This is a genomic window from Tepidibacter formicigenes DSM 15518, from assembly GCF_900142235.1.
Lineage (GTDB): Bacteria > Bacillota > Clostridia > Peptostreptococcales > Peptostreptococcaceae > Tepidibacter > Tepidibacter formicigenes.
Genome location: NZ_FRAE01000014.1, coordinates 20,817 through 40,727, shown reverse-complemented (window position 1 = coordinate 40,727; position 19,911 = coordinate 20,817). Strand labels below are relative to the sequence as shown.

At 27.8% G+C, this 19,911-nt stretch carries 21 protein-coding genes; 3 read left to right on the top strand and 18 right to left on the bottom strand.

The features are described 5' to 3' along the window. Nucleotides 1–51: 51 nt before the first annotated feature. The 6 genes from rbsC to BUA77_RS04295 all read right to left on the bottom strand — a co-directional run bounded on the left by rbsC (nucleotide 52) and on the right by BUA77_RS04295 (nucleotide 5,714). Nucleotides 52–984 (bottom strand): ribose ABC transporter permease, encoded by a 933-nt coding sequence (gene rbsC / locus BUA77_RS04320; protein WP_072887661.1) that lies wholly within the window; start codon nucleotides 982–984, stop codon nucleotides 52–54. 2 nt (nucleotides 985–986) lie between these two features. Beyond that, nucleotides 987–2,480: a ribose ABC transporter ATP-binding protein RbsA gene (rbsA, locus tag BUA77_RS04315; RefSeq protein WP_072887659.1), complete on the bottom strand. Its 1,494-nt coding sequence runs from the start codon at nucleotides 2,478–2,480 to the stop codon at nucleotides 987–989. Between the two features lie 12 nt (nucleotides 2,481–2,492). Next, the gene (gene rbsD, locus BUA77_RS04310) at nucleotides 2,493–2,888 is read right to left on the bottom strand and encodes a D-ribose pyranase (protein ID WP_072887657.1); all 396 of its coding nucleotides are present in this window, start codon (nucleotides 2,886–2,888) and stop codon (nucleotides 2,493–2,495) included. Nucleotides 2,889–2,891: 3 nt separating this feature from the next. Beyond that, a complete protein-coding gene (rbsK, locus tag BUA77_RS04305) occupies nucleotides 2,892–3,806 on the bottom strand; it encodes a ribokinase (RefSeq protein WP_072887656.1) in 915 nt (304 codons plus the stop codon). Between the two features lie 5 nt (nucleotides 3,807–3,811). Next, entirely contained in the window at nucleotides 3,812–4,816 is a 1,005-nt protein-coding gene (locus tag BUA77_RS04300) for a LacI family DNA-binding transcriptional regulator (protein ID WP_072887655.1), read from the bottom strand. Nucleotides 4,817–4,937: 121 nt separating this feature from the next. Further along, nucleotides 4,938–5,714 carry a polysaccharide deacetylase family protein gene (locus BUA77_RS04295; protein WP_072887654.1) on the bottom strand — a complete coding sequence of 259 codons (777 nt, stop codon included), beginning with the start codon at nucleotides 5,712–5,714 and terminating at the stop codon, nucleotides 4,938–4,940. A 231-nt stretch (nucleotides 5,715–5,945) separates the two neighbouring features. Between BUA77_RS04295 and BUA77_RS04290 the strand changes: the two genes are divergently transcribed. Then, nucleotides 5,946–6,440, top strand: a complete 495-nt coding sequence (locus BUA77_RS04290) for a dUTP diphosphatase (RefSeq protein ID WP_072887653.1) — start codon at nucleotides 5,946–5,948, stop codon at nucleotides 6,438–6,440. A gap of 27 nt (nucleotides 6,441–6,467) precedes the next feature. On the opposite strand, the gene BUA77_RS04285 is transcribed toward BUA77_RS04290, so the two are convergent. The 4 genes from BUA77_RS04285 to BUA77_RS04270 form a co-directional block, all read right to left on the bottom strand. Continuing rightward, a complete protein-coding gene (locus tag BUA77_RS04285) occupies nucleotides 6,468–7,904 on the bottom strand; it encodes a spore germination protein (protein WP_072887652.1) in 1,437 nt (478 codons plus the stop codon). A gap of 12 nt (nucleotides 7,905–7,916) precedes the next feature. Next, on the bottom strand, nucleotides 7,917–9,062 hold the full coding sequence (locus tag BUA77_RS04280; RefSeq protein ID WP_072887651.1) for a Ger(x)C family spore germination protein: 1,146 nt from the start codon (nucleotides 9,060–9,062) through the stop codon (nucleotides 7,917–7,919). Continuing rightward, nucleotides 9,046–10,134 (bottom strand): GerAB/ArcD/ProY family transporter, encoded by a 1,089-nt coding sequence (locus tag BUA77_RS04275; RefSeq protein WP_072887649.1) that lies wholly within the window; start codon nucleotides 10,132–10,134, stop codon nucleotides 9,046–9,048. The genes BUA77_RS04280 and BUA77_RS04275 overlap by 17 nt, the downstream gene beginning before the upstream one ends. A gap of 81 nt (nucleotides 10,135–10,215) precedes the next feature. After that, nucleotides 10,216–11,046, bottom strand: a complete 831-nt coding sequence (locus tag BUA77_RS04270; protein WP_072887647.1) for a sulfurtransferase — start codon at nucleotides 11,044–11,046, stop codon at nucleotides 10,216–10,218. A 290-nt stretch (nucleotides 11,047–11,336) separates the two neighbouring features. Between BUA77_RS04270 and BUA77_RS04265 the strand changes: the two genes are divergently transcribed. After that, on the top strand, nucleotides 11,337–12,653 hold the full coding sequence (locus tag BUA77_RS04265) for a pyridoxal phosphate-dependent aminotransferase (RefSeq protein ID WP_072887644.1): 1,317 nt from the start codon (nucleotides 11,337–11,339) through the stop codon (nucleotides 12,651–12,653). A 171-nt stretch (nucleotides 12,654–12,824) separates the two neighbouring features. Further along, nucleotides 12,825–13,040: a hypothetical protein gene (locus BUA77_RS04260; protein ID WP_072887642.1), complete on the top strand. Its 216-nt coding sequence runs from the start codon at nucleotides 12,825–12,827 to the stop codon at nucleotides 13,038–13,040. Nucleotides 13,041–13,068: 28 nt separating this feature from the next. Here the strand turns inward: BUA77_RS04260 and BUA77_RS04255 are convergent, their stop codons facing one another. The 8 genes from BUA77_RS04255 to BUA77_RS04220 all read right to left on the bottom strand — a co-directional run bounded on the left by BUA77_RS04255 (nucleotide 13,069) and on the right by BUA77_RS04220 (nucleotide 19,911). Further along, a complete protein-coding gene (locus BUA77_RS04255; RefSeq protein ID WP_072726131.1) occupies nucleotides 13,069–13,329 on the bottom strand; it encodes a stage V sporulation protein S in 261 nt (86 codons plus the stop codon). 104 nt (nucleotides 13,330–13,433) lie between these two features. After that, nucleotides 13,434–14,384 carry an acetyl-CoA carboxylase carboxyltransferase subunit alpha gene (locus tag BUA77_RS04250; RefSeq protein WP_072887640.1) on the bottom strand — a complete coding sequence of 317 codons (951 nt, stop codon included), beginning with the start codon at nucleotides 14,382–14,384 and terminating at the stop codon, nucleotides 13,434–13,436. 11 nt (nucleotides 14,385–14,395) lie between these two features. After that, complete coding sequence (accD, locus tag BUA77_RS04245) at nucleotides 14,396–15,247, bottom strand: acetyl-CoA carboxylase, carboxyltransferase subunit beta (RefSeq protein WP_072887638.1); 852 nt, start codon at nucleotides 15,245–15,247, stop codon at nucleotides 14,396–14,398. Nucleotides 15,248–15,270: 23 nt separating this feature from the next. Continuing rightward, a complete protein-coding gene (gene accC / locus BUA77_RS04240; RefSeq protein WP_072887635.1) occupies nucleotides 15,271–16,641 on the bottom strand; it encodes an acetyl-CoA carboxylase biotin carboxylase subunit in 1,371 nt (456 codons plus the stop codon). 21 nt (nucleotides 16,642–16,662) lie between these two features. Beyond that, nucleotides 16,663–17,106 carry an acetyl-CoA carboxylase biotin carboxyl carrier protein gene (gene accB, locus BUA77_RS04235; protein WP_072887633.1) on the bottom strand — a complete coding sequence of 148 codons (444 nt, stop codon included), beginning with the start codon at nucleotides 17,104–17,106 and terminating at the stop codon, nucleotides 16,663–16,665. Between the two features lie 117 nt (nucleotides 17,107–17,223). Beyond that, nucleotides 17,224–17,997 carry a CheR family methyltransferase gene (locus tag BUA77_RS04230; RefSeq protein ID WP_072887632.1) on the bottom strand — a complete coding sequence of 258 codons (774 nt, stop codon included), beginning with the start codon at nucleotides 17,995–17,997 and terminating at the stop codon, nucleotides 17,224–17,226. Nucleotides 17,998–18,012: 15 nt separating this feature from the next. Further along, nucleotides 18,013–19,050 (bottom strand): 30S ribosomal protein S1, encoded by a 1,038-nt coding sequence (locus tag BUA77_RS04225; RefSeq protein WP_072887631.1) that lies wholly within the window; start codon nucleotides 19,048–19,050, stop codon nucleotides 18,013–18,015. Between the two features lie 27 nt (nucleotides 19,051–19,077). Then, a complete protein-coding gene (locus tag BUA77_RS04220; protein ID WP_143151294.1) occupies nucleotides 19,078–19,911 on the bottom strand; it encodes a 4-hydroxy-3-methylbut-2-enyl diphosphate reductase in 834 nt (277 codons plus the stop codon).

The following is a 19,911-nucleotide window of genomic DNA, read 5'->3' as shown; positions in this document are numbered from 1 at the left end:
TTAAACCTCCCACTTTAATTTTAATTTATATAAAGGCATTTGCCTTAATATCTACTTTGATTTTCTGTCTAAAAGTACAGCTATTAATATTACTACACCTTTTGCAATCATTTGATAATAAGATGGTACACTTAAAAGATTAAGTGCGTTATTTAAAATTCCTATAATAAGTGCTCCAACAATTGTTCCAAGTATACTTCCTTGACCTCCAGCAAGACTTGTTCCTCCTAAAACTACTGCCGCAATTGCATCTAATTCATACCCCGAACCAGCATTTGGCTGAGCAGAGAAAAGTCTTGATGTAACTATTATTCCTGCTACTGATGCAAGTATTCCACTTATTGTATAAACATATACCTTTATTCTAGTTGTGTTAAGGCCTGAAAGTCTTGAAGCTTCTTCATTTCCTCCTAATGCATATACATATCTACCAATTCTTGTTTGAGTCAATACATAATAGCATAGAGCAAATACTAAAATCATTAAATATACAGGTACTGGTATTCCTAGAATCTCACCAGCTCCTATTTTTGAAAAAGCTATAGCGCCTTTGTTACTACCTAAGCTAATTGGCTTACCATCAGTAAAAACTAATGTAGCTCCTCTAAGTATTGTCATTGTTGCAAGAGTTGCAATAAATGGCTGAATTTTTCCCTTGCTTATTATTACCCCACTTATTGCTCCAACAATTCCTCCTATTATTAAAGCTAATATTATAGCAATAACTACATTAGTACCTGATGCTATTAAGCTTGCACATATAGCTCCTGAAAATGCAAGTACAGAACCAACAGAAAGATCTATTCCTCCAGTTAATATTACAAAAGTCATACCTGCTGCAATTACAGCATTTATAGAAGTCTGCCTAAATACATTTAACATATTTGGTAATGTTAAAAACCTTGGGCTTAAAAATGAAATTATAACCGAAAAAATAATAAGTCCTATTATTGATTTAAATTTCATTAGTTTATTTTTATCCATCATTAATCCTCCTTCATTCCTACTGCACTTCTCATTATCTTTTCTTGAGTTGCATCAGCCATATCAAATTCTCCAGTTATTTTTCCTTCATAAAGTACAATAATTCTATCACTCATTCCTAAAACCTCAGGCATTTCAGAGGAAATCATGATGATTGCTTTTCCTTGCTCTTTTAATATATTTATAAGATCATAAATTTCTTTTTTGGCTCCTACATCTACTCCTCTAGTGGGTTCATCAAGTATTAAAACTTTTGGGTCTGTCATAATAGCTTTTGCTATAGCAACTTTTTGCTGATTTCCACCACTTAAATTTTTAATAATTTGATTCATTCCAGGAGTTTTTATAGACATTTTATCTATATAATTATCCACTTCCCCTTCTTCTTTAGACTTATATATTTTTAACAAACTAGAATGCTTGTCTAAAGAAGATATAGTCATATTTTCCTTTACAGAAAGTCCCAATATTAATCCTTCTGATTTTCTGTCTTCACATACATAAGCTATTCCTTCATTTATTCCATCTTTTGGAGATTTTATATTTACCTTTTTATTATTTATATATACCTCTCCACTATCTTTCTTTATAGCACCATACAAGGTTTTAGCAAGTTCTGTTCTTCCAGCCCCCATAAGCCCTGCAATTCCAAGTATTTCTCCTTTTTTCACATGAAAAGATATGTTTTTAACGTACTTATTTGTAATATTTTTTACATCAATTACTATATCTCCTTTTGAAACATTTATCCTAGGAAACTGATCTGTAAGCTTTCTACCTACCATCATTTCAATTATTTTATCTTCATCTAAGTTAGATACTTTTTCACAACCTATATATTTTCCATCTCTTAAAACTGTAATATCATCACATATTTCAAATATTTCTTTTAATCTATGAGAAATGTAAACGATTGCCTTGTCTTCATTTTTAAGTTCATTTATTACTTTAAATAAACTTTCAGTTTCCTTATCTGTTAAAGCATCTGTAGGCTCATCCATTATTATTATTTTTGCATTTAAAGAAAGTGCTTTAGCTATTTCAACCATTTGCTGCTGACCAATACTTAAATTCCCTAAAAGCTCTTTAGGACTTTTATCTACTCTTAGTTTCTTTAAAAGGTTTTCAGAATCTTTATAAAGCTTTGACCAATCTATTTTTCCAAAAGAGTTTATAGGCTCTCTACCTAAAAATATATTTTCTCCTATAGTCAAGTGAGGAATCAAGTTTAGCTCTTGATGTATTATTGCTATTCCTTTTTCCTGTGCTTCTTTAGGTCCTTTTAATTCAATTTTTTCACCTTCGTAATAAATTTCTCCGCCATCTTTTTTATACACACCACTTAATATCTTCATTAGCGTTGATTTACCAGCTCCATTTTCACCAAGTAGTGCCATTACTTTTCCAGTATAAAGCTTTAAATTTACACCATCTAAAGCTCTTACCCCTGGAAATACTTTTATTATGTCTTGCATCTCTAAAATAGGTTTTTTCATGTAATTCACCTCTTAAAATACTACGCCAGATTTTAATATTATGTTAGCATAAGGTGTAAATTCTCCAGTTCTAACTACAGCCATAGATTCTTTTGTTAAATTTTTAAATTCTTCATGAGCTACTTTTGTTATTTTTATATCTTTAAATCTTTTAACTATTTTTTCATATAAATTAGGACTTATATCTTCAATTTCACAGGCTATAACAACCTCTTCTACTTTTAATTCTTCTAATACAGTGTCTAAAGTTTCTATAAATGAAGGTACTCCTTCTTTTAATGCTAAATCTATTCTTTGTGCATTTTTAGGAATTGGAAGCCCACTATCACATATAGTCAACATATCAGTATGTCCCATTTTAGAAATCACATGAGATATTTCACTATTTATAAGCTTTCCTTTTTTCATAATCTACTCCCCCTTAAAATCTATAACTTCTTTAAGATATGGTAGAGAACTTTGTGCTCCTTCTTTAGTAACACTAAGAGCCCCAACTTTTGATGCAAAATCAATAGATTCTTCAATATTTTTTTTATTTACTAATGCTACTGCAATTGCACCTGTAAAGCTATCTCCTGCTGCTGTTGTATCTACTGCTTTTACTTTGTAAGATTTATGCATTTTATAAGTATCTTTATTTATATATAAAGATCCTTTTTCTCCTAGAGTAACTATAAGTTCTTTAACTCCTTTATCTATTAATACTTTTGCTGCAATTAATATATCTTCTTCTTTTTTTATTTCAACTCCACTTAATATTTCAAGTTCTGTCTCATTAGGAGTTAAAAGATCTACATGTTTTATTATTTCGTCTTCTAATTTAATTGCTGGAGCTGGGTTTAGTATAGTATATTTATTTAAGGATTTAGATTTTTCAAGTACATATTTTACTGTATCAATAGGTGTTTCTAATTGAAGTACTACAATACTGCATTCTTCTAACACTTTAATACTATCATCTATATCTTCTTTAGATAATTTATAGTTTGCACCTGGAGCAACTACAATAGAATTATCTGCATCTTTATTTACTGTAATTAAAGCAACTCCTGTTGGTGTATTTTCTTCTTTTTTTATATAATCTACATTTATCTCATCTTTTTTGAGTGAGTCTATTAATGTTTTCCCAAATCCATCATTCCCAACTTTTCCTATCATATATACTTTTCCTCCAAGCCTTGCCATGGCAACAGCTTGATTTGCACCTTTACCACCTGGAACTTCCTTAAAATTTGAACCTATTACCGTTTGTCCTACTTTAGGCATTTTTTCAACATTAACTACTAAATCCATATTTAAGCTTCCTATAACAGCAATTTTTTTCATATATTTCACCTCTTTAAAGTAGATTTTCTAATTATAAGCTGTGGGATTAAATCTATTTTTTTTACATTCTTTTCTTTATTTTCAAGTGCATCTATAAGTATATCTATAGCTTTATATCCCATTTCGTAATTTGGTTGTCTTATTGTAGTAAGTTCTGGATCAATAAGACTTGACATATATATATCATCAAATCCCACAATGCTAACATCATCTGGTACCTTAAGTTTCATTTCCTTTAAAGCTTTAATTGCTCCTATTGCAATTAAATCATTTCCACAAAACAATGCAGTATATTTAATTTTATTACCTATATTTTTTACTGCTTCATATCCCCACTGACTTTTGTAATTTCCTTCTATAACATATTCTTCATCAAAATCTACATTAAACTCTTTTAAAGCTTTTTTATATCCTTCTAATCTATTTATAGAAGTTTTACTTTTTAAAGGCCCTGATAAGAAAAGGATTTCTCTATGCCCTAAATCAAGCAGATGTTTAGTTCCTTGATACCCTCCTATAAAGTTGTCTACAGTTACTTTACCTTTTATTCCTTCTATATCTATATCTCTATCAACTACAACTATAGGAACAGAAAACTTATTTCCTTTATTAAATTCACTACCTCTTCTAGAAGATGCTGTAAACACAATTCCATCTACCATTTTTTCAACTAACATATTTATATATTTTTCTTCCTTCTCAGCATCATCATCTGTATTGCAAAATATTATATTATAACCTTTTTCATTAGCCCTATCTTCAGCTCCTCTTGCAAGCTCAGGGAAAAAAGGGTTTCTTATATCTGGTATTACAAGACCAATAGTATTTGTTTTCTTAGTTACTAAACTTTTAGCTATTTTATTAGGTACATAATTATATTCTTTCATTAAATCTAGTACTCTTTGTCTTGTAGCATCACTTATATTTTCATCCTTATTATTTATTATTTTTGATACCGTTGTCGCAGATACTCCAGCAAATTTTGCTATATCTTTTATTGTGATACCCATTATACACCTCCCATTAGGTAAACGTTTTACTAAAACGTTTACCTAGATTATAGCATTATAATATACACAATTCAACATTTATTTTCATTTTTTATAAACAAAAGTCTCATAGTATTCTATTTTAATCTTCAACCATCTCTAGCTTTATATTCTCATTATTATTCATATCTATAAGCTGTGAAATTGTTACAAATTTATATCCTCTTTCTTTAAGTTCAGGTAAAATTACTTTTAATGCTTCATACGTTTGACTACGTCCTTCAACATAATCATGAAGTAAAATAATATCTCCATTACATATATTATTAAGAACAGTTCTAACTATCTTTTCAACACCTGGATTACTCCAGTCTTTTGTGTCTTGACTAGTTGACCATAATATAATCTTAACTCCATACTTTTTGGCGACTTTTTTAACTGCTTTATTATAATAACCAAAAGGAGGTCTAAATACAGTTGGCTTTTCACCAATTACAGAAAAAACTTCATCTTGAGTTTTTTCAAATTCTTCTTGTATTTTCTTTTCACTTGTGTTTTTTACATCTATGTGACTAAAGGTATGATTTCCTATTTCATGACCTTCTTCTTTTATTCTTTTTAATGGTTCTGGATAAAACTGTACGTGTTTTCCAAGAACAAAAAAAGTAGCTTTAACATCATATTTTTTTAATAAATCTAATATTTTAGGTGTAATTCTAGGATGAGGTCCATCATCAAATGTTAGTGCTATTACTTTTTTGTCTCTAGGTCCATTCCATACTAACTCTGTATTATCTGTTAATTTATTAAGAAAACTACCATTAGTTTTAATAGAGTTTACAATCATAATACGAAATTCAGTAATTCCAACAACGATTAATATCATAAGTAATGTTATTTTTATTATCTTCTTATTCATCACGATCTCCCCTTTAATAACAAATAAAAAAATCCCTATCTTCATACTTATTAAATTAAAATATTTATTATTCCTCAAAATATAAAAATCACTTATCTAAAAAATAAGTGACTTTTAATTTTATCTTAAAGTATATAATTTTTTTCAAAACTATTATTCATTTAATTTATATTATATAATAATTTATGTGAGAATTACTTTTTAAATATTTATAAAAGAAAGGGGATTAAGATGAATCTTAATAAATTATATAATCTTCAAAAAAAACTAGATGAAAAAATAGCTAAAAATCACAACCTTATAAGCGAAAATCTAACTTCACATAAAATACTTGCTCTTCAAGTAGAAGTTGGTGAGCTTGCTAATGAAACTAGATGCTTTAAATTTTGGAGTTTAAAAGAACCTTCTCCTAAAGATATAATACTTGAAGAATTTGTAGATTGCCTTCATTTTATATTATCAATTGGTCTTGATTTGAATTTTGACGATATAACTATTGATGAATTATCAATAAATAATAAAAATGAAACTCTAACAAAAAGCTTTTTGGAATTCTTTGATTCAATTTCTTTATTTAAAAATGTTCTTTTAAAAGAAAATTATATAGATATGTTTTCTAAATTTTTATATCTTGGAAAACAACTTGATTTTTCACCTAAAGAAATTGAAAAATCTTATCTTCATAAAAATAATATAAATCATCAAAGACAAGAAGAAGGATACTAAAAACCTCATAAAAATGAGGTTTTTAACTTATTGTCTTGTTTTATCTTTAGTTCTTAAAAATCTAGGTCTTTCTTTAGCTAAAGTTATATTATCTAAAATATAATTTTTAAAATCACTAAAATTAAATGGAGCAATAGGTGCAAGGTACGGTATTCCAAAGCTTGTTGTTGAAATTAAATTTATTATAATAAGTGTATAACCCATAACAAATCCAAATAATCCAAATATGCTTGTTATTATAATCATAAAAAATTTTAATACTCTAATTGGATTCATAATTGTATAATCAGGCGCTACAAAAGAACACATAGTAGAAAGAGATACTATTATAACCATAAGCGGACTAACAAGTCCTGCTGAAACAGCAGCTTGACCTATTACTATAGTTCCTACAATTCCTATTGCTGAACCAATTTGCTTTGGAAGTCTTATATTAGCTTCTTTTAGTATTTCTGATATTCCCTCCATTATTAATGTTTCTGATACAGCATTAAAAGGAACTGTTTCTCTTGCCATTGCTAAAGCTAAAATATATTGTTCTGGTAAGACATCTGTATGAAAAGATATAATTGCAACATATATTGAAGATAATGTAAGTGCTATATTAAAAGATACTATTCTCAAAACTTTCGAAAATACAGATATATACGTGTTATCATATCTATCATCACCAGAACCTAAAAACTCCATAAAAGTTTTAGGAGTAGATAAGGCAATATTGCTTCCCTCAACAATTATGCAAACTTTTCCTTCTAATATTGCTGTAGCAGCCATATCAGATCTTTCTATAAGACCAACTTGAGGAAATATATCTAAAGCATTATTTAATATAAACTTTTCAATATACCCAGATTCAACTATTCCATCTATATTTATTTTTTGTAGTCTATTTTTTATTTCGCTTACATAATTTTTGTTAGCTATATCATCAATATATATTACTCCAATGTTAGTTTTAGTTCTTTTCCCTATCTTAAAATTATCTATTTTTAAGTTTTCATCTCTTATTCTATATCTAATTAATGATAAATTAGCATCAAAATTTTCAGTAAATGCATCTTTAGGACCTCTTAATGTATTTTCAATTTCCGGTAAACTAATTTCTCTTTTTTCTACTTTTGTAGTATTTGCTATTAAATAATTATCGTCATTATTTGATATAATAACAGATTTACCTTCTAAAATAGAACTTAAAATATTATTTTCATCATTATCTATAGAGATATCTTCTACATAAATAATAGAATGAGCTATTTTATCTATATTTATATTATCATCTTTATCGTACTTCAAAATTGGCTTTATAATGCTATTAGATAGTTTATCTTTATCTATAATTTGAGAAATATAGACTATATATATTTCTATATTCATAACAAATAATTTTCTTAAATTTATTCCTAAATTTTTCTTTGTTATATCTTCTATAACATTAATAAATTTATTATTTTTTTTTAAATTCATATTACTCACCTTTTAATATTTAGGTTTTGCATTTGGATCTATAAAACCTAAATTTTTAATTTCTACTTTAACATCTACATTTATATCTGAATTTATATATTCTTCTTTCCAATTTATATTCTTATATATTTTGGGATTATCAGCTTTAAAATATTTTGCAAACTGAAAATAATCACACTTAAATTCCTTTTGAGATGTTTTAGTATTGTTTATAATATCCCTTTTTATTTTTTGTGAAAGTTTATTTTCTATAATTTTTATTTTTTTATTACTTATTGAAGAAGTATAATATTGATATTGTAATTGAGCTCCTAAATCTAAATCGATATTTATTATAACTCTACTATTTTTATACTCTGTTTTTATTTTTCTTTTTTTAAGAGAAGTTATTACAGTATATTTATTTTCTTTTTCATTAGGCAAAGTTATAACCTCAGTTAATCTAGGTTTATTGCTAAGTAAATATAATATTCCTTCACTACTTTCTTGAGGTATAACACCTATTAGTTTTGAATCTTTCATTACTGCAAGGCCTAAATATTGTACACTTTCTTCTTCTATTCCAACATAAGGAAGTAAATATCCAACCTCCTCTAATGCTACATAAGAAAGTATCTCTCCAATGCTTTCATGTAATCCCATTCCCTTTTCTTCCAAGCTTCTTAAAATATCTTCAATCAAAAATCCCATAGATATATCTTTATCAACAGGAAAAGCAAATAACTTTCTTGGTTTTTCACGACTTACAACAGCAAGTGCTGTTTTCCTGTAATCATAAAATTTATCAATTCTATTTAAATAAGGTTCTATTCCTTCTTTCGCAAAATCTCGTCCAAAAGCAACTATTCTTATTGCTCCTAAAAATACAGGAAATGGATTTACTGAATCGTAATTTATTCTGGCTTCTTCAAAGTTTTTCCCATAAGATAAAAGCTTATAAACACTACTTACTTGAGCTTTTTCTGTTGTTGCTCCTCCACCTCCTTTAGATGATCTAATTTGTGTTATTTCTCCAGAAAATTCAATTTTTCCATCAACTCTATCTATTCCAACAGATTGAACTATACATTTTTGATCTATATCCTTATAATCCCAGCAACTAGTAAGTATTAATATAACCATAGATAATAATATTAATTTATTAAATTTTTTTATCATACCGTCTCACCTTTGTTATTATTAATAATATTAATGGTATTACTCCTCCATTAATTATTGCTAAATATCCTATATAATCTAATATATTTCTTACTTCCATAGTGGTTTTTGGAATTAAAGATACTATAAATGATAAAATTATTACAATTGGTGTGATAATTTTAAATTCAACATTAAAACATTTACTAGCAAAAAAAGATGTTCCATATGAAAATAAAGTAGCTGTTGTAAATACAGCCATTATCCATATTAATAAAACAAATCCATCTAACCTTCTAAAAAATTGAAGCTGTTCTATGTCAACTCTTCTTATAGTTGCAAGCAATGCATTATGATAGTTTATAATTGTATCAACTCCCATTACAGATATACACGATTCAACTACAAGTATATATAAAAAACCTATAAATATTGTCATTAAGATTCCATATTTAAATACTTTTTTATTATTATTTTTATCAAAAGGAATAAAAGCAATAACTTCTATTCCCAAAAGAGGAATTACAGTTGTTACAGATGCTTTAATATATGTTTTTATACTTAATGGAAGAATAAAAGGCTTTAAATTTATTAATTCTCCTTGAGTAAATAAAAGAATATGTGTAAATAACATAATTATAATAATTACAAATCCATATAATTCGCAAATTCTTCCAACTACTCTTAATCCTTTTATTACAGCATAGTATATAACTATAAAGAATAATAAGGATATTGACCAAATAGGTGTTTTTAATAATATATTCAATTTAATTACTTCAGAAGCTGCTCTGATTACTAATGAAGAAAATAAAAAAAACTCTACAGTATATATAAATACTATTAATCTTGATATAAATTTTCCTGTTAATATTTCGCTATATTCACAAAGAGTTTTATTTTTATGAATATATGCTAGATATGTAAATACATATGTAAATATAACAGCTATACCTGTTGCACCTATTAAAACAATCCAAGCTCCTGTTCCTATATTTTCAGCAATATTTTTAGGAAGAGACATAATTCCATACCCTACTATTACTCCAAATATAACAAAAGCTATTTGTCTATTTGTAAGAGACTCATTCATATTTTCACCTCTAATTAATCATATATTTTATTATGTACAATTAATAAAATAAAAATAAGGTAAAGAAAAAATTTCTTTACCTTATTTTTCTCCTATTGCTATTTCATTTTCATCATAACTTATCCAATCGCTCCAAGAACCTAAATACAGTTTAGATTTTATACCTATTTCATCAAGTGCTAAAAAGTTTACACATCCTGTAATTCCTGACCCACAGTGGACTATTACTTCTTTATATTTTTCCAAGTCCTTAAAATGATTCTTTAATTTTTCATTTTCCTTTAATTCATCATTTTCTAAAACTTCCATCCAAAAATAATTTTTAGCTCCTGGTATATGTCCAGCTACTTTATCTATAGGCTCTACTTCTCCTTTATATCTTTCATTTGACCTAGAGTCTAAAATAGCTACACTTTCTTCATCTTTCCTTTCTTTAACTTCTAACATATATGCAATTATTTCTTCATTTAAATTTATTTTAAATTCTTTTTTATTTTTATTAGGTATATCTTTAGTTAAAGGATAATTTCTTTCTATCCATTTTTTAATACCACCATTTAATATGTATACTTTTTCATGCCCTAAATACTTTAAAATCCACCAAAAACGCGATGCTCCTGCTATTTCTCCATCATCATAAGCTACAACTATAGTATCATTTCCTATTCCCATATTTTCTATTTTTTCTTTAAACTCATTTAAATCTGGAAGGGGATGTCTTCCTCCATGATCTTTTACTTCTCCTGCTAAATCTTCATTCATATCCATATAAAAAGCACCTTTTATATGCCCTTTGTTATAACTGTCTCTTCCATAAGATGGAGTCTGTAAGTCAAATCTACAATCTACTATAACTAAATTTTCATTATCAATGTTGCTTTTAAGCCAGTGGGTACTAACTAAATTTTTCAAAATATCAGCTCCTTTAATTTATATTTACACTTCTTATTTTAACAATTTAATATTTAATATACCAGTCATAAAATATGTAATCTACCAAAATTTAATATTTTTTAAATATTAATTAACTTTTATGCAAAAGTTGAATTTTGAATTATTTTAAATTTTTAATTTTTCTGTTTATTGTATATTTATTAATGATTTTTAAGGCATTTTATGTTATGATTTAATTGTAAATTTAAAATACATAGGAAAAAATTACAAATTAAAAAAAATACTTTGTAAGAGAAGGAGTGTTATCGATGAGTAAACCAATTCTATCAGATCACTTTAAATCAAGAACACCATCAGCTGTCAGACTAGCACAAATGAAATACGAGGAACGTAAAGTAAAACCCGAAGCTGTAATCAATGTAGGAATTGGTAATGTTTCACTACCTACAAATCCTGCTATGCAAAAAAGAATGTTTGAACTTGGTGCCCCTGAGAGCCCATTTGCAAATGGTGTTGTTAGATATTCAACTACTGCTGGAACTCAAGAGTGTCAGGATGCATTTAGAAACATCCTTAATTGCGAAGGTTTCGATACAAGTAAATTATTCATTCAAGTAACAGATGGCGGATCTAGTGCTATGGAATTATTGTTAATCGGTGTTTGTGGTGCCGCAGGTACTAGTGACAAACCCCTTATGGTGATTGATCCTGCCTATACCAATTATATTTCTTTTGCAGAAAGGCTTGGACGTAAAATAGTTACAGTAAAGCGTAATTTAGGTGAAGATGGCAAGTTTAGCCTTCCAGAACTAAATGAAATCGAAGAAGCAATTAAAATGCATAATCCTGGAGCTCTTCTAGTTATACCTTATGACAATCCTACAGGACAGTACTACAATTATGAAACACTTAAAGAACTAGCTAAATTATGTGTTAAATATAACATATGGATGGCAAGTGATGAAGCTTATCGTGAACTCTTCTATGAAGAAGGCAGCAATCTTGTGAGCATCTGGGGAGTTACTGACGCAGATGTACCTGGAATCGAAGGAAGAAGAATCAGTATAGAAACTGCTTCAAAGGTATGGAATGCCTGTGGTTTAAGAATCGGTGCTTTGATTACGGACAATGCTGAGTTCAACAACCGTTCTGTAGCTGAATATACTGCAAACCTTTGTGCTAATGTAATAGGTCAGTATATATTTGGTGCACTTGCACATGAAAGCAAGGAACAAATTGCCCAATGGTGCAAGAATATTAGAGAGTACTACAAAAAACTAATATTGAATGTATATAACGGTCTTAAGAAGCTGGAACCTGGTTTAATCGTTTCTAGCCCTGACGCATCCATATATACAGTAATTGACGTTAGAAATGTGGTAAAACCTGGATTTGATGCAATTGACTTTGTTTCTTACTGCGCACAGAAAGGGTCTGTTAACATCGATGGAATTGAAACAACACTTCTTGCAGCACCGATGAAAGGATTCTATAATGTTAAAGAAGGTGACAAAAATCCAGGAAACACACAATTTAGAATTTCATTCGTAGACACTCCTGAAAATATGGCAAAAGTTCCTGAATTGTTTGTTAAACTTTTAAGACAGTTTGAAGCTCAAAGATAGAAATGCTTATATACTAAAAGAAAAGGATTTTCTTGAATTCAAGGAAATCCTTTTCTTTTAGTATATATTGAAGAAATAAAGTAGCCTATCAGGCTGCTATTTTTACTGTTTGCAAAAACATAATTTTTTTGTATAATATAACAGTGAATATTAAAAGGAGGTAATTGCAAAATGAATGAACTTGCTCAAAAATTTGACTCTTTATCAGAAAAAGAAAAAATAGAATTTATAAAGGAAATAATTCCTTCTGTAGAGAAATTGGTAAAAGAAAACAAAGATGAGCTTATGAAAGAATTTTATCCTATAATTAATAATTTATTAGATCAGTATGGAATTACTATGGAGCAAGTAATGTTAATGCTTCAAATGTTTAAAGCTCAAAATTAAAAGAACCTCAAACGAGGTCCTTTTTTTATTATCTTGGCTCTACTATAAGTTTTATAGCTGTTCTTTCTTCTCCGTCAATCTCAACATCAGTAAAAGCAGGTATGCATATTAAATCCATACCACTTGGTGCAACAAAACCTCTAGCTATAGCTACTGCTTTAACAGCTTGATTTAAAGCCCCTGCTCCTATAGCTTGAATTTCTGCTGATCCTTTTTCCCTTAAAACTCCTGCTAAAGCTCCTGCAACAGAATTTGGATTAGATTTTGATGAAACCTTTAATACTTCCATTTCTATGCCCCCTTTAGTTATTATTATATTTCCTTGTGCATTTAAGTTAGGATTTTTACGTATATATAATATTCTACGTTTTATGTACAAACCCTCTTTTTTATTTATAAATTATATCCAATTTTTCTAAATTTATTATATCTTTCAGAAATAATATCTTCTATTTTTTTATTTTGGAAGTATTGAATTTCTTCTAATATATATTCTTTTATATTTTTAGATGTAAATTTTATATCTTTTTGAGCTCCCCCTAGAGGCTCTTTAATAATTTTATCTATAACTTTTAATTCATATAGATCACTGCTTGTAAGCTTCATTATATTTGCAACTTCACTAGCTTTAGATGCATCCTTCCATAATATACTGGCAAGACCTTCTGGAGATATAACTGAGTAAATGGAATGTTCAAGCATCGCTACCTTATTTGATACTCCAAGACCTAAAGCTCCTCCACTTCCTCCTTCTCCTATAACAATTGATATTATAGGAATCTTTAAACCACTCATTTCAAATAAGTTTTTAGCTATAGCTTCTCCTTGACCTCTTTCTTCTGCTCCAAGTCCACAAAATGCACCTGGAGTATCTATAAATGTTATTATAGGTCTGTTGAATTTTTCAGCTTGCTTCATAAGTCTTAGAGCCTTTCTATACCCTTCTGGATGAGGCATTCCAAAATTTCTTTCTATATTCTCTTTTACATCTTTTCCCTTTTGATGTCCTATTATAGTAACAGGAGTATTATCTATAAATCCTATACCACCAATTATTGCTTTATCATCTTTATATAATCTATCTCCATGAAGTTCTATAAATTCACTACATATATTTTCTATATAATCTTTTGTTGTTGGTCTATCACTAGCTCTACTTAAGCCTACCTTTTGCCATGGCGTTAAGTTTTCATATACTTCTTTCTTTAATTTGCTTAATTTTTCACTTAACATTTTTATTTCTATTGACAAGTCTATATTACTTTCTTTTGACATTTTTTTAAATTCTTCAATTTTATTTTCAAGCTCTATAATGGGCTTATCTATTTGTAAATTACTACTCATAATCAGCCCTCCTAACATCCATGAATTTTTAATATTTTATAAAGTTTATTTTTCATATCTTTTCTATTGACGATTAAATCTACAAAACCATGGTCAAGTAAAAATTCTGATCTTTGAAATCCTTCAGGAAGATCCTGCTTTATTGTTTGCTTAATAACTCTAGGGCCAGCAAATCCTATAAGAGCATTGGGTTCTGATATAATTAAATCTCCTAACATAGCAAAACTAGCAGTAACTCCTCCTGTTGTTGGATCTGTAAGTATAGATATATAAGGTAAATTATTTTCACTAAGCTTTTTCAAAGCTTGAGAAGTTTTTGCCATTTGCATTAAGGATATTATTCCTTCCTGCATTCTAGCTCCACCTGATGCACAAACTATAATAATAGGAAGTTTATTTTCTATTGCATATTCTATACCTTTAGTTATTTTTTCTCCTACTATAAATCCCATGCTTCCCATCATAAAATCTGGGTTCATAACACATAAAGCTACTTCAATATCATTAATTTTTCCATATCCAGTAATTACAGCTTCTTTTTCTTTGCTTTTAGCACTGTATTTACTTAATTTTTCTTCGTATTCAGGAAAATCAAGTATATTTATAGAAGTTAAATCGGCATCAATTTCTACAAATGTTCCTTCGTCAATTAATAAATTTACCCTTTCTCTTGCTGGTAGTTTAAAATGATAATTGCATTTTGGACAGATATTTAAATTTTCTTCTACTTCTTTTTTAAAAATATTACTACCACAAGAAGTACATTTTATCCAAAATTTATCATCTACACTTTTATTTTTAAAGTTTTTGTTTACAGAAACTTTAGCATATTCTTTTTCTTTATTTAATAATTTTTTTATCATAGCTATCACCTCTAGCTAATTTTTTATATATTATTTTGCTTTACATTAAAATTTTGTAAAAATTCTTTTTCTATGAATTTAGTATGATGCTTATCTTCTATAAATGCATCACTTTCTATAAGTACTTTTTGAAATTCTATATTTGTTTTTACTCCTTCTACTATTAATTCATCTAATGCTCTTTTCATTCTATTTATACATTCATTTCTATCTTTTCCCCAACATATTAGCTTTCCTATCATTGAGTCATAAATTGGAGGAATAGTATATCCACCATATACAAAACTGTCAAATCTAACTCCTAGTCCTCCTGGAACATGTATAGAATCTATTCTTCCAGGTGATGGTCTGAAATTCTCAAATGGGTCCTCTGCATTTATTCTACATTCTATTGCATGACCATTAAATTCTATATCCTCTTGAGAATAAGGAATTTTTTCACCTGATGCAATTAATATTTGAAGCTTTATTAAATCAATTCCAGTAATCATTTCAGTAATTGGGTGTTCTACTTGTATTCTCGTATTCATTTCTATAAAATAAAAATTCTTATCTTTATCAACTATAAATTCAACTGTTCCAGCTCCAATATAATTTACAGATTTAGCCGCTTTTACAGCAGCATCATATAGTTTTTTTCTAGTACTTTCATCTAGATAAGGGGATAGACATTCTTCAACTACCTTCTGATTTCTTCTTTGCATAGAGCAATCTCTATCTCCAAAATGAATCACATTACCAAATGTATCTCCAAATACTTGAACTTCTATGTGTCTTGGATTTTCTATATATTTCTCTAAATACATTTCATCATTTCCAAAAGCTGATAATGCTTCTCCTTTGGCTATATCAAAATTTGCCTTTAACTCATCTTCATCATAAGCTATCCTCATTCCTTTTCCTCCACCTCCACTAGAGGCTTTTATTAAAACAGGATAACCTATTTCCTTAGCTGTAGTCATTGCATCATCTAAATTTAAAACTACTCCTTTTGACCCTGGAACAACAGGAACATCAGCTTCAACCATAGTTTCTCTTGCTGTTGACTTATCCCCCATTTTATCTATTTGATCAAAATTAGGTCCTACAAATATTAAATTATTTTCCTCACATTTTCTAGCAAAAGTTGAGTTTTCTGATAAAAATCCAAAACCTGGATGAATAGCATCACATTTAGTTTTTAAAGCTAAATATATTATATTATCTATGCTATTATAACTTTTACTTATATTATTTGGCCCAATACAAATTGACTCATCTGCCATATATCTATGTAAAGAATCTTTATCCGCTTCAGAGTATATAGCAACAGTTTTTATTCCCATTTCTTTACAAGTTCTAACTATTCTTACAGCTATTTCTCCTCTATTTGCAACAAGCAGTTTTTTTATCATAAATACCCTCCTTGACTAGCCCTATATTTTAATTTTAAATAGAGGCTGAGCATACTCTACTAATTCTTCATTTTCTGCTAATATCTCTACAATTTCACCCTCTACTTCACACTCTATTTCATTCATTAGCTTCATTGCTTCAAGTATGCAAAGTTTATCTCCTTTTTTAACTTTACTTCCTATGTTTACATATGGGGGAGCATCTGGGCTTGAGGCTCTATAAAAAGTTCCCATTAATGGAGCATTAACTATATGTAAATCTTCCTCATTTTTAACATTTTCTTCTTTTTCAAAAGCTTGTGTATATACTTCTTCTTTCACATCATCATCTTGTGTAACTACCTTTTTTTGTACACCTTCTCCTTTTTCTATAGATAATTTTAAATTATCCAATTCTATATCAAATTTATTTATGCTAGTTCTATCTATAGTTAATATTAATTCCTTAATATCTTTTATGTTCATAAATTATACCTCCTTTTTATACCTGGTACTAATACTACGCTATACTGTATTATATCATATTATTATTTCTACTTACAACCAAAAATACTGTTGACCAATAAAGTCAACAGTATTTAATTAGTTTAATTTCCTATAAAAAAATGTTTTTGCAGGTTTTAAATTATATTTATTAGGCATTATTATTTGTTCAGTGCTTCCTACAAATAATATACCTTCTTTTTTTAGTGATTTGCTAAATTTTGAGTAAATATCAGCCTTAGCTTCTTCTGTAAAGTATATCATTACATTTCTGCATACTATTAAATCACAATTATCAAAAAAACTATCCTTTAATAAATTATGCTGTTTAAAAGTAACTCTATTTTTTATTTCATCTTTTATTCCATAATTATTTCCCATTTTATTGAAATATTTATTCACAAAATCTTTTGGCAGATTTTTTAAGCTTTTTTCTGAATAAATTCCTATTTTAGCCTTATTCATAGCTTCCTTGTCAAGATCTGTTGCTATTATCTTTATCTTATTAAGAGGCATAAATTTACTAAGAAGCATTACTAATGAATAAGGTTCTTCTCCAGTAGAGCAGGCAGCACTCCATATTTTCAAATTACTACTTGTTTTCATAAGCTTAGGTATTATATCTGCTTCTAGTACTTTCCATTGTTCTGGATTTCTATAAAACTCAGAAACATTTATAGTCATATAATTTATAAATTCATCAAATAATTCTTTATCTTTATCTATAGCATTAAAATAATCTTCAAAATTATTAAAGCCATTTCTCCTAGCTAAAGATTCTAATCTCCTATGCATTTGCTTTTCTTTATATAAAGAAAGATTTATTCCTGTTTTTTTATGAACTTTTTCTTTAAAAATTTCATATCCAATCATTAGCTAATTATCCTCCTAATTTAAAATCATAGTAAGCTCTATTTTCTTATTATCTAAATTTATATCTATTATTTTTACATTTACTTTATCTCCTACTATAACAACATCTTTAGTACTCTTAATAAATTCATAAGACATATTAGATATGTGAACAAACCCATCCACTGAATCGTTTAGCTTTACAAAAATTCCATAATCCTTAATAGTTTTTACTACTCCTTCTAATGTATCTCCTACTTTATAATTTTCTACAAATTCATCCCATGGATTTTTTTCAAGTGCTTTAACACTTAGCGATAACCTTTCTTTATTTTTGTCAAAAGATAAAACTTTAACTTTTATATTGTCTCCTATTTTATACAATTTAGACACATCTTTAGTTTTATCCCAAGACACCTCAGATTTATGTACAAGTCCTACAACTCCACCTAAGTCTACAAAAACACCATATTCTTTTATATCTTTTACAAAACCTTCATATACATTATTTTCTTCTATTTCATTCATAAGGTTATTTTTCTTTTCTTCTTGTTCCTTAATTAATATATTTTTCATAGACAACACTAATCTTTTTTTATTAGAATTAACATCTATTACTTCAGCTTTTACTTTTTTACCACTATATTTTTCAAGTTCATTAGAATCTATGTATTTTATATCAACATGACTTAAAGGAATAAATCCTCTTACATTTTCTTTATAAACTCCTATTAATCCGCTATTATTTTTTTCTTTTATTTTAACTTCTAAAATTTGACCTATTTTTAAATTATTCCATATATTTTCTTCTTCAGCTTTTTTTTGTGAAAGTATGACTTCACCAGAATTTCTATCTATTTTTATTACCTTTACAGTGATTTCATCTCCTACTTGTATCTGTTCATCTTCAACAACTTCATTTTTAGGAAGTATTCCATCTGTTTTGTAGTTTAAATCAACATAGTATTCCTCTTCTTTATTTAATACAATTATTCCTTTTAATACTGTACCCATTCTTATATTTTTAAATAAGTTTTCTTCTTCCATTAGTAATTGTTGCATTTCATTATTCATTTCCCTATCTCTCCCTTATTATATTTTTTATAATTTTTCAACAGAACTTACAACTTCCTCAATTATCCATTTCGGAGTTGATGCTCCTGCTGTTATTCCTATAAAAGAATATTTTTTAAGCTTATCTAATTCTAAATCATCTATAGTTTCTACATGATAAGTAATCGTATTTTCACTACATATTTGTACCAGCTTTTGAGTGTTAGAGCTATGCTTACCTCCTATAACAATCATAGCATCCACCTCTTTAGAAAGATCTCTTGCTGCTTTTTGTCTTTCTCTTGTAGCTGAACATATAGTATTGTAAAATTCTACATTGTCTAATATTTCATTTAATTTTTTAGTTATTTCTTCATAAACTTTTAAATTCATAGTGGTTTGAGCCACAACACAATACTTTTTATAATTTCTATGAATATTGTCTAAATCCTCTATATTTTTTACAATTATAGCTTCATTATTACACCATCCATTTATTCCTATAACCTCTGGATGTGAAGAATCCCCTATAATTATTATTTTATATCCTTTATTATAGTATTTATTAGCTATATCTTGAATTTTTTTTACAAACGGACAAGTTGCATCAATTATTTCCATACCTTTTTCCTTTGATTCTTCGTATACTTTAAGAGGAACTCCATGAGATCTTATTATTATTTTTGAATTATCATTTGCTTCTTCTAGTGATTCTATTACTTTAAGTCCCTTATCTTCATATTTTTTTACCGCTTGCCTATTGTGAATTAAAGGTCCTAATGAGTATACCTTGGAATTTTCTTCTAATTTATTCCAAGCCATATCCATGGCTCTCTCAACGCCAAAACAAAAACCAGCATATGATGCTATTTTTATTTTCAA

Bases quoted from the DNA above. Each gene is read 5' to 3' on its own strand.
- rbsC (WP_072887661.1), bottom strand. From the start codon at position 984: ATGGATAAAAATAAACTAATGAAATTTAAATCAATAATAGGACTTATT.
- rbsA (WP_072887659.1), bottom strand. From the start codon at position 2,480: ATGAAAAAACCTATTTTAGAGATGCAAGACATAATAAAAGTATTTCCA.
- rbsD (WP_072887657.1), bottom strand. From the start codon at position 2,888: ATGAAAAAAGGAAAGCTTATAAATAGTGAAATATCTCATGTGATTTCT.
- rbsK (WP_072887656.1), bottom strand. From the start codon at position 3,806: ATGAAAAAAATTGCTGTTATAGGAAGCTTAAATATGGATTTAGTAGTT.
- BUA77_RS04300 (WP_072887655.1), bottom strand. From the start codon at position 4,816: ATGGGTATCACAATAAAAGATATAGCAAAATTTGCTGGAGTATCTGCG.
- BUA77_RS04295 (WP_072887654.1), bottom strand. From the start codon at position 5,714: ATGAATAAGAAGATAATAAAAATAACATTACTTATGATATTAATCGTT.
- BUA77_RS04290 (WP_072887653.1), top strand. From the start codon at position 5,946: ATGAATCTTAATAAATTATATAATCTTCAAAAAAAACTAGATGAAAAA.
- BUA77_RS04285 (WP_072887652.1), bottom strand. From the start codon at position 7,904: ATGAATTTAAAAAAAAATAATAAATTTATTAATGTTATAGAAGATATA.
- BUA77_RS04280 (WP_072887651.1), bottom strand. From the start codon at position 9,062: ATGATAAAAAAATTTAATAAATTAATATTATTATCTATGGTTATATTA.
- BUA77_RS04275 (WP_072887649.1), bottom strand. From the start codon at position 10,134: ATGAATGAGTCTCTTACAAATAGACAAATAGCTTTTGTTATATTTGGA.
- BUA77_RS04265 (WP_072887644.1), top strand. From the start codon at position 11,337: ATGAGTAAACCAATTCTATCAGATCACTTTAAATCAAGAACACCATCA.
- BUA77_RS04260 (WP_072887642.1), top strand. From the start codon at position 12,825: ATGAATGAACTTGCTCAAAAATTTGACTCTTTATCAGAAAAAGAAAAA.
- BUA77_RS04255 (WP_072726131.1), bottom strand. From the start codon at position 13,329: ATGGAAGTATTAAAGGTTTCATCAAAATCTAATCCAAATTCTGTTGCA.
- BUA77_RS04250 (WP_072887640.1), bottom strand. From the start codon at position 14,384: ATGAGTAGTAATTTACAAATAGATAAGCCCATTATAGAGCTTGAAAAT.
- accD (WP_072887638.1), bottom strand. From the start codon at position 15,247: ATGATAAAAAAATTATTAAATAAAGAAAAAGAATATGCTAAAGTTTCT.
- accC (WP_072887635.1), bottom strand. From the start codon at position 16,641: ATGATAAAAAAACTGCTTGTTGCAAATAGAGGAGAAATAGCTGTAAGA.
- accB (WP_072887633.1), bottom strand. From the start codon at position 17,106: ATGAACATAAAAGATATTAAGGAATTAATATTAACTATAGATAGAACT.
- BUA77_RS04230 (WP_072887632.1), bottom strand. From the start codon at position 17,997: ATGATTGGATATGAAATTTTTAAAGAAAAAGTTCATAAAAAAACAGGA.
- BUA77_RS04225 (WP_072887631.1), bottom strand. From the start codon at position 19,050: ATGAATAATGAAATGCAACAATTACTAATGGAAGAAGAAAACTTATTT.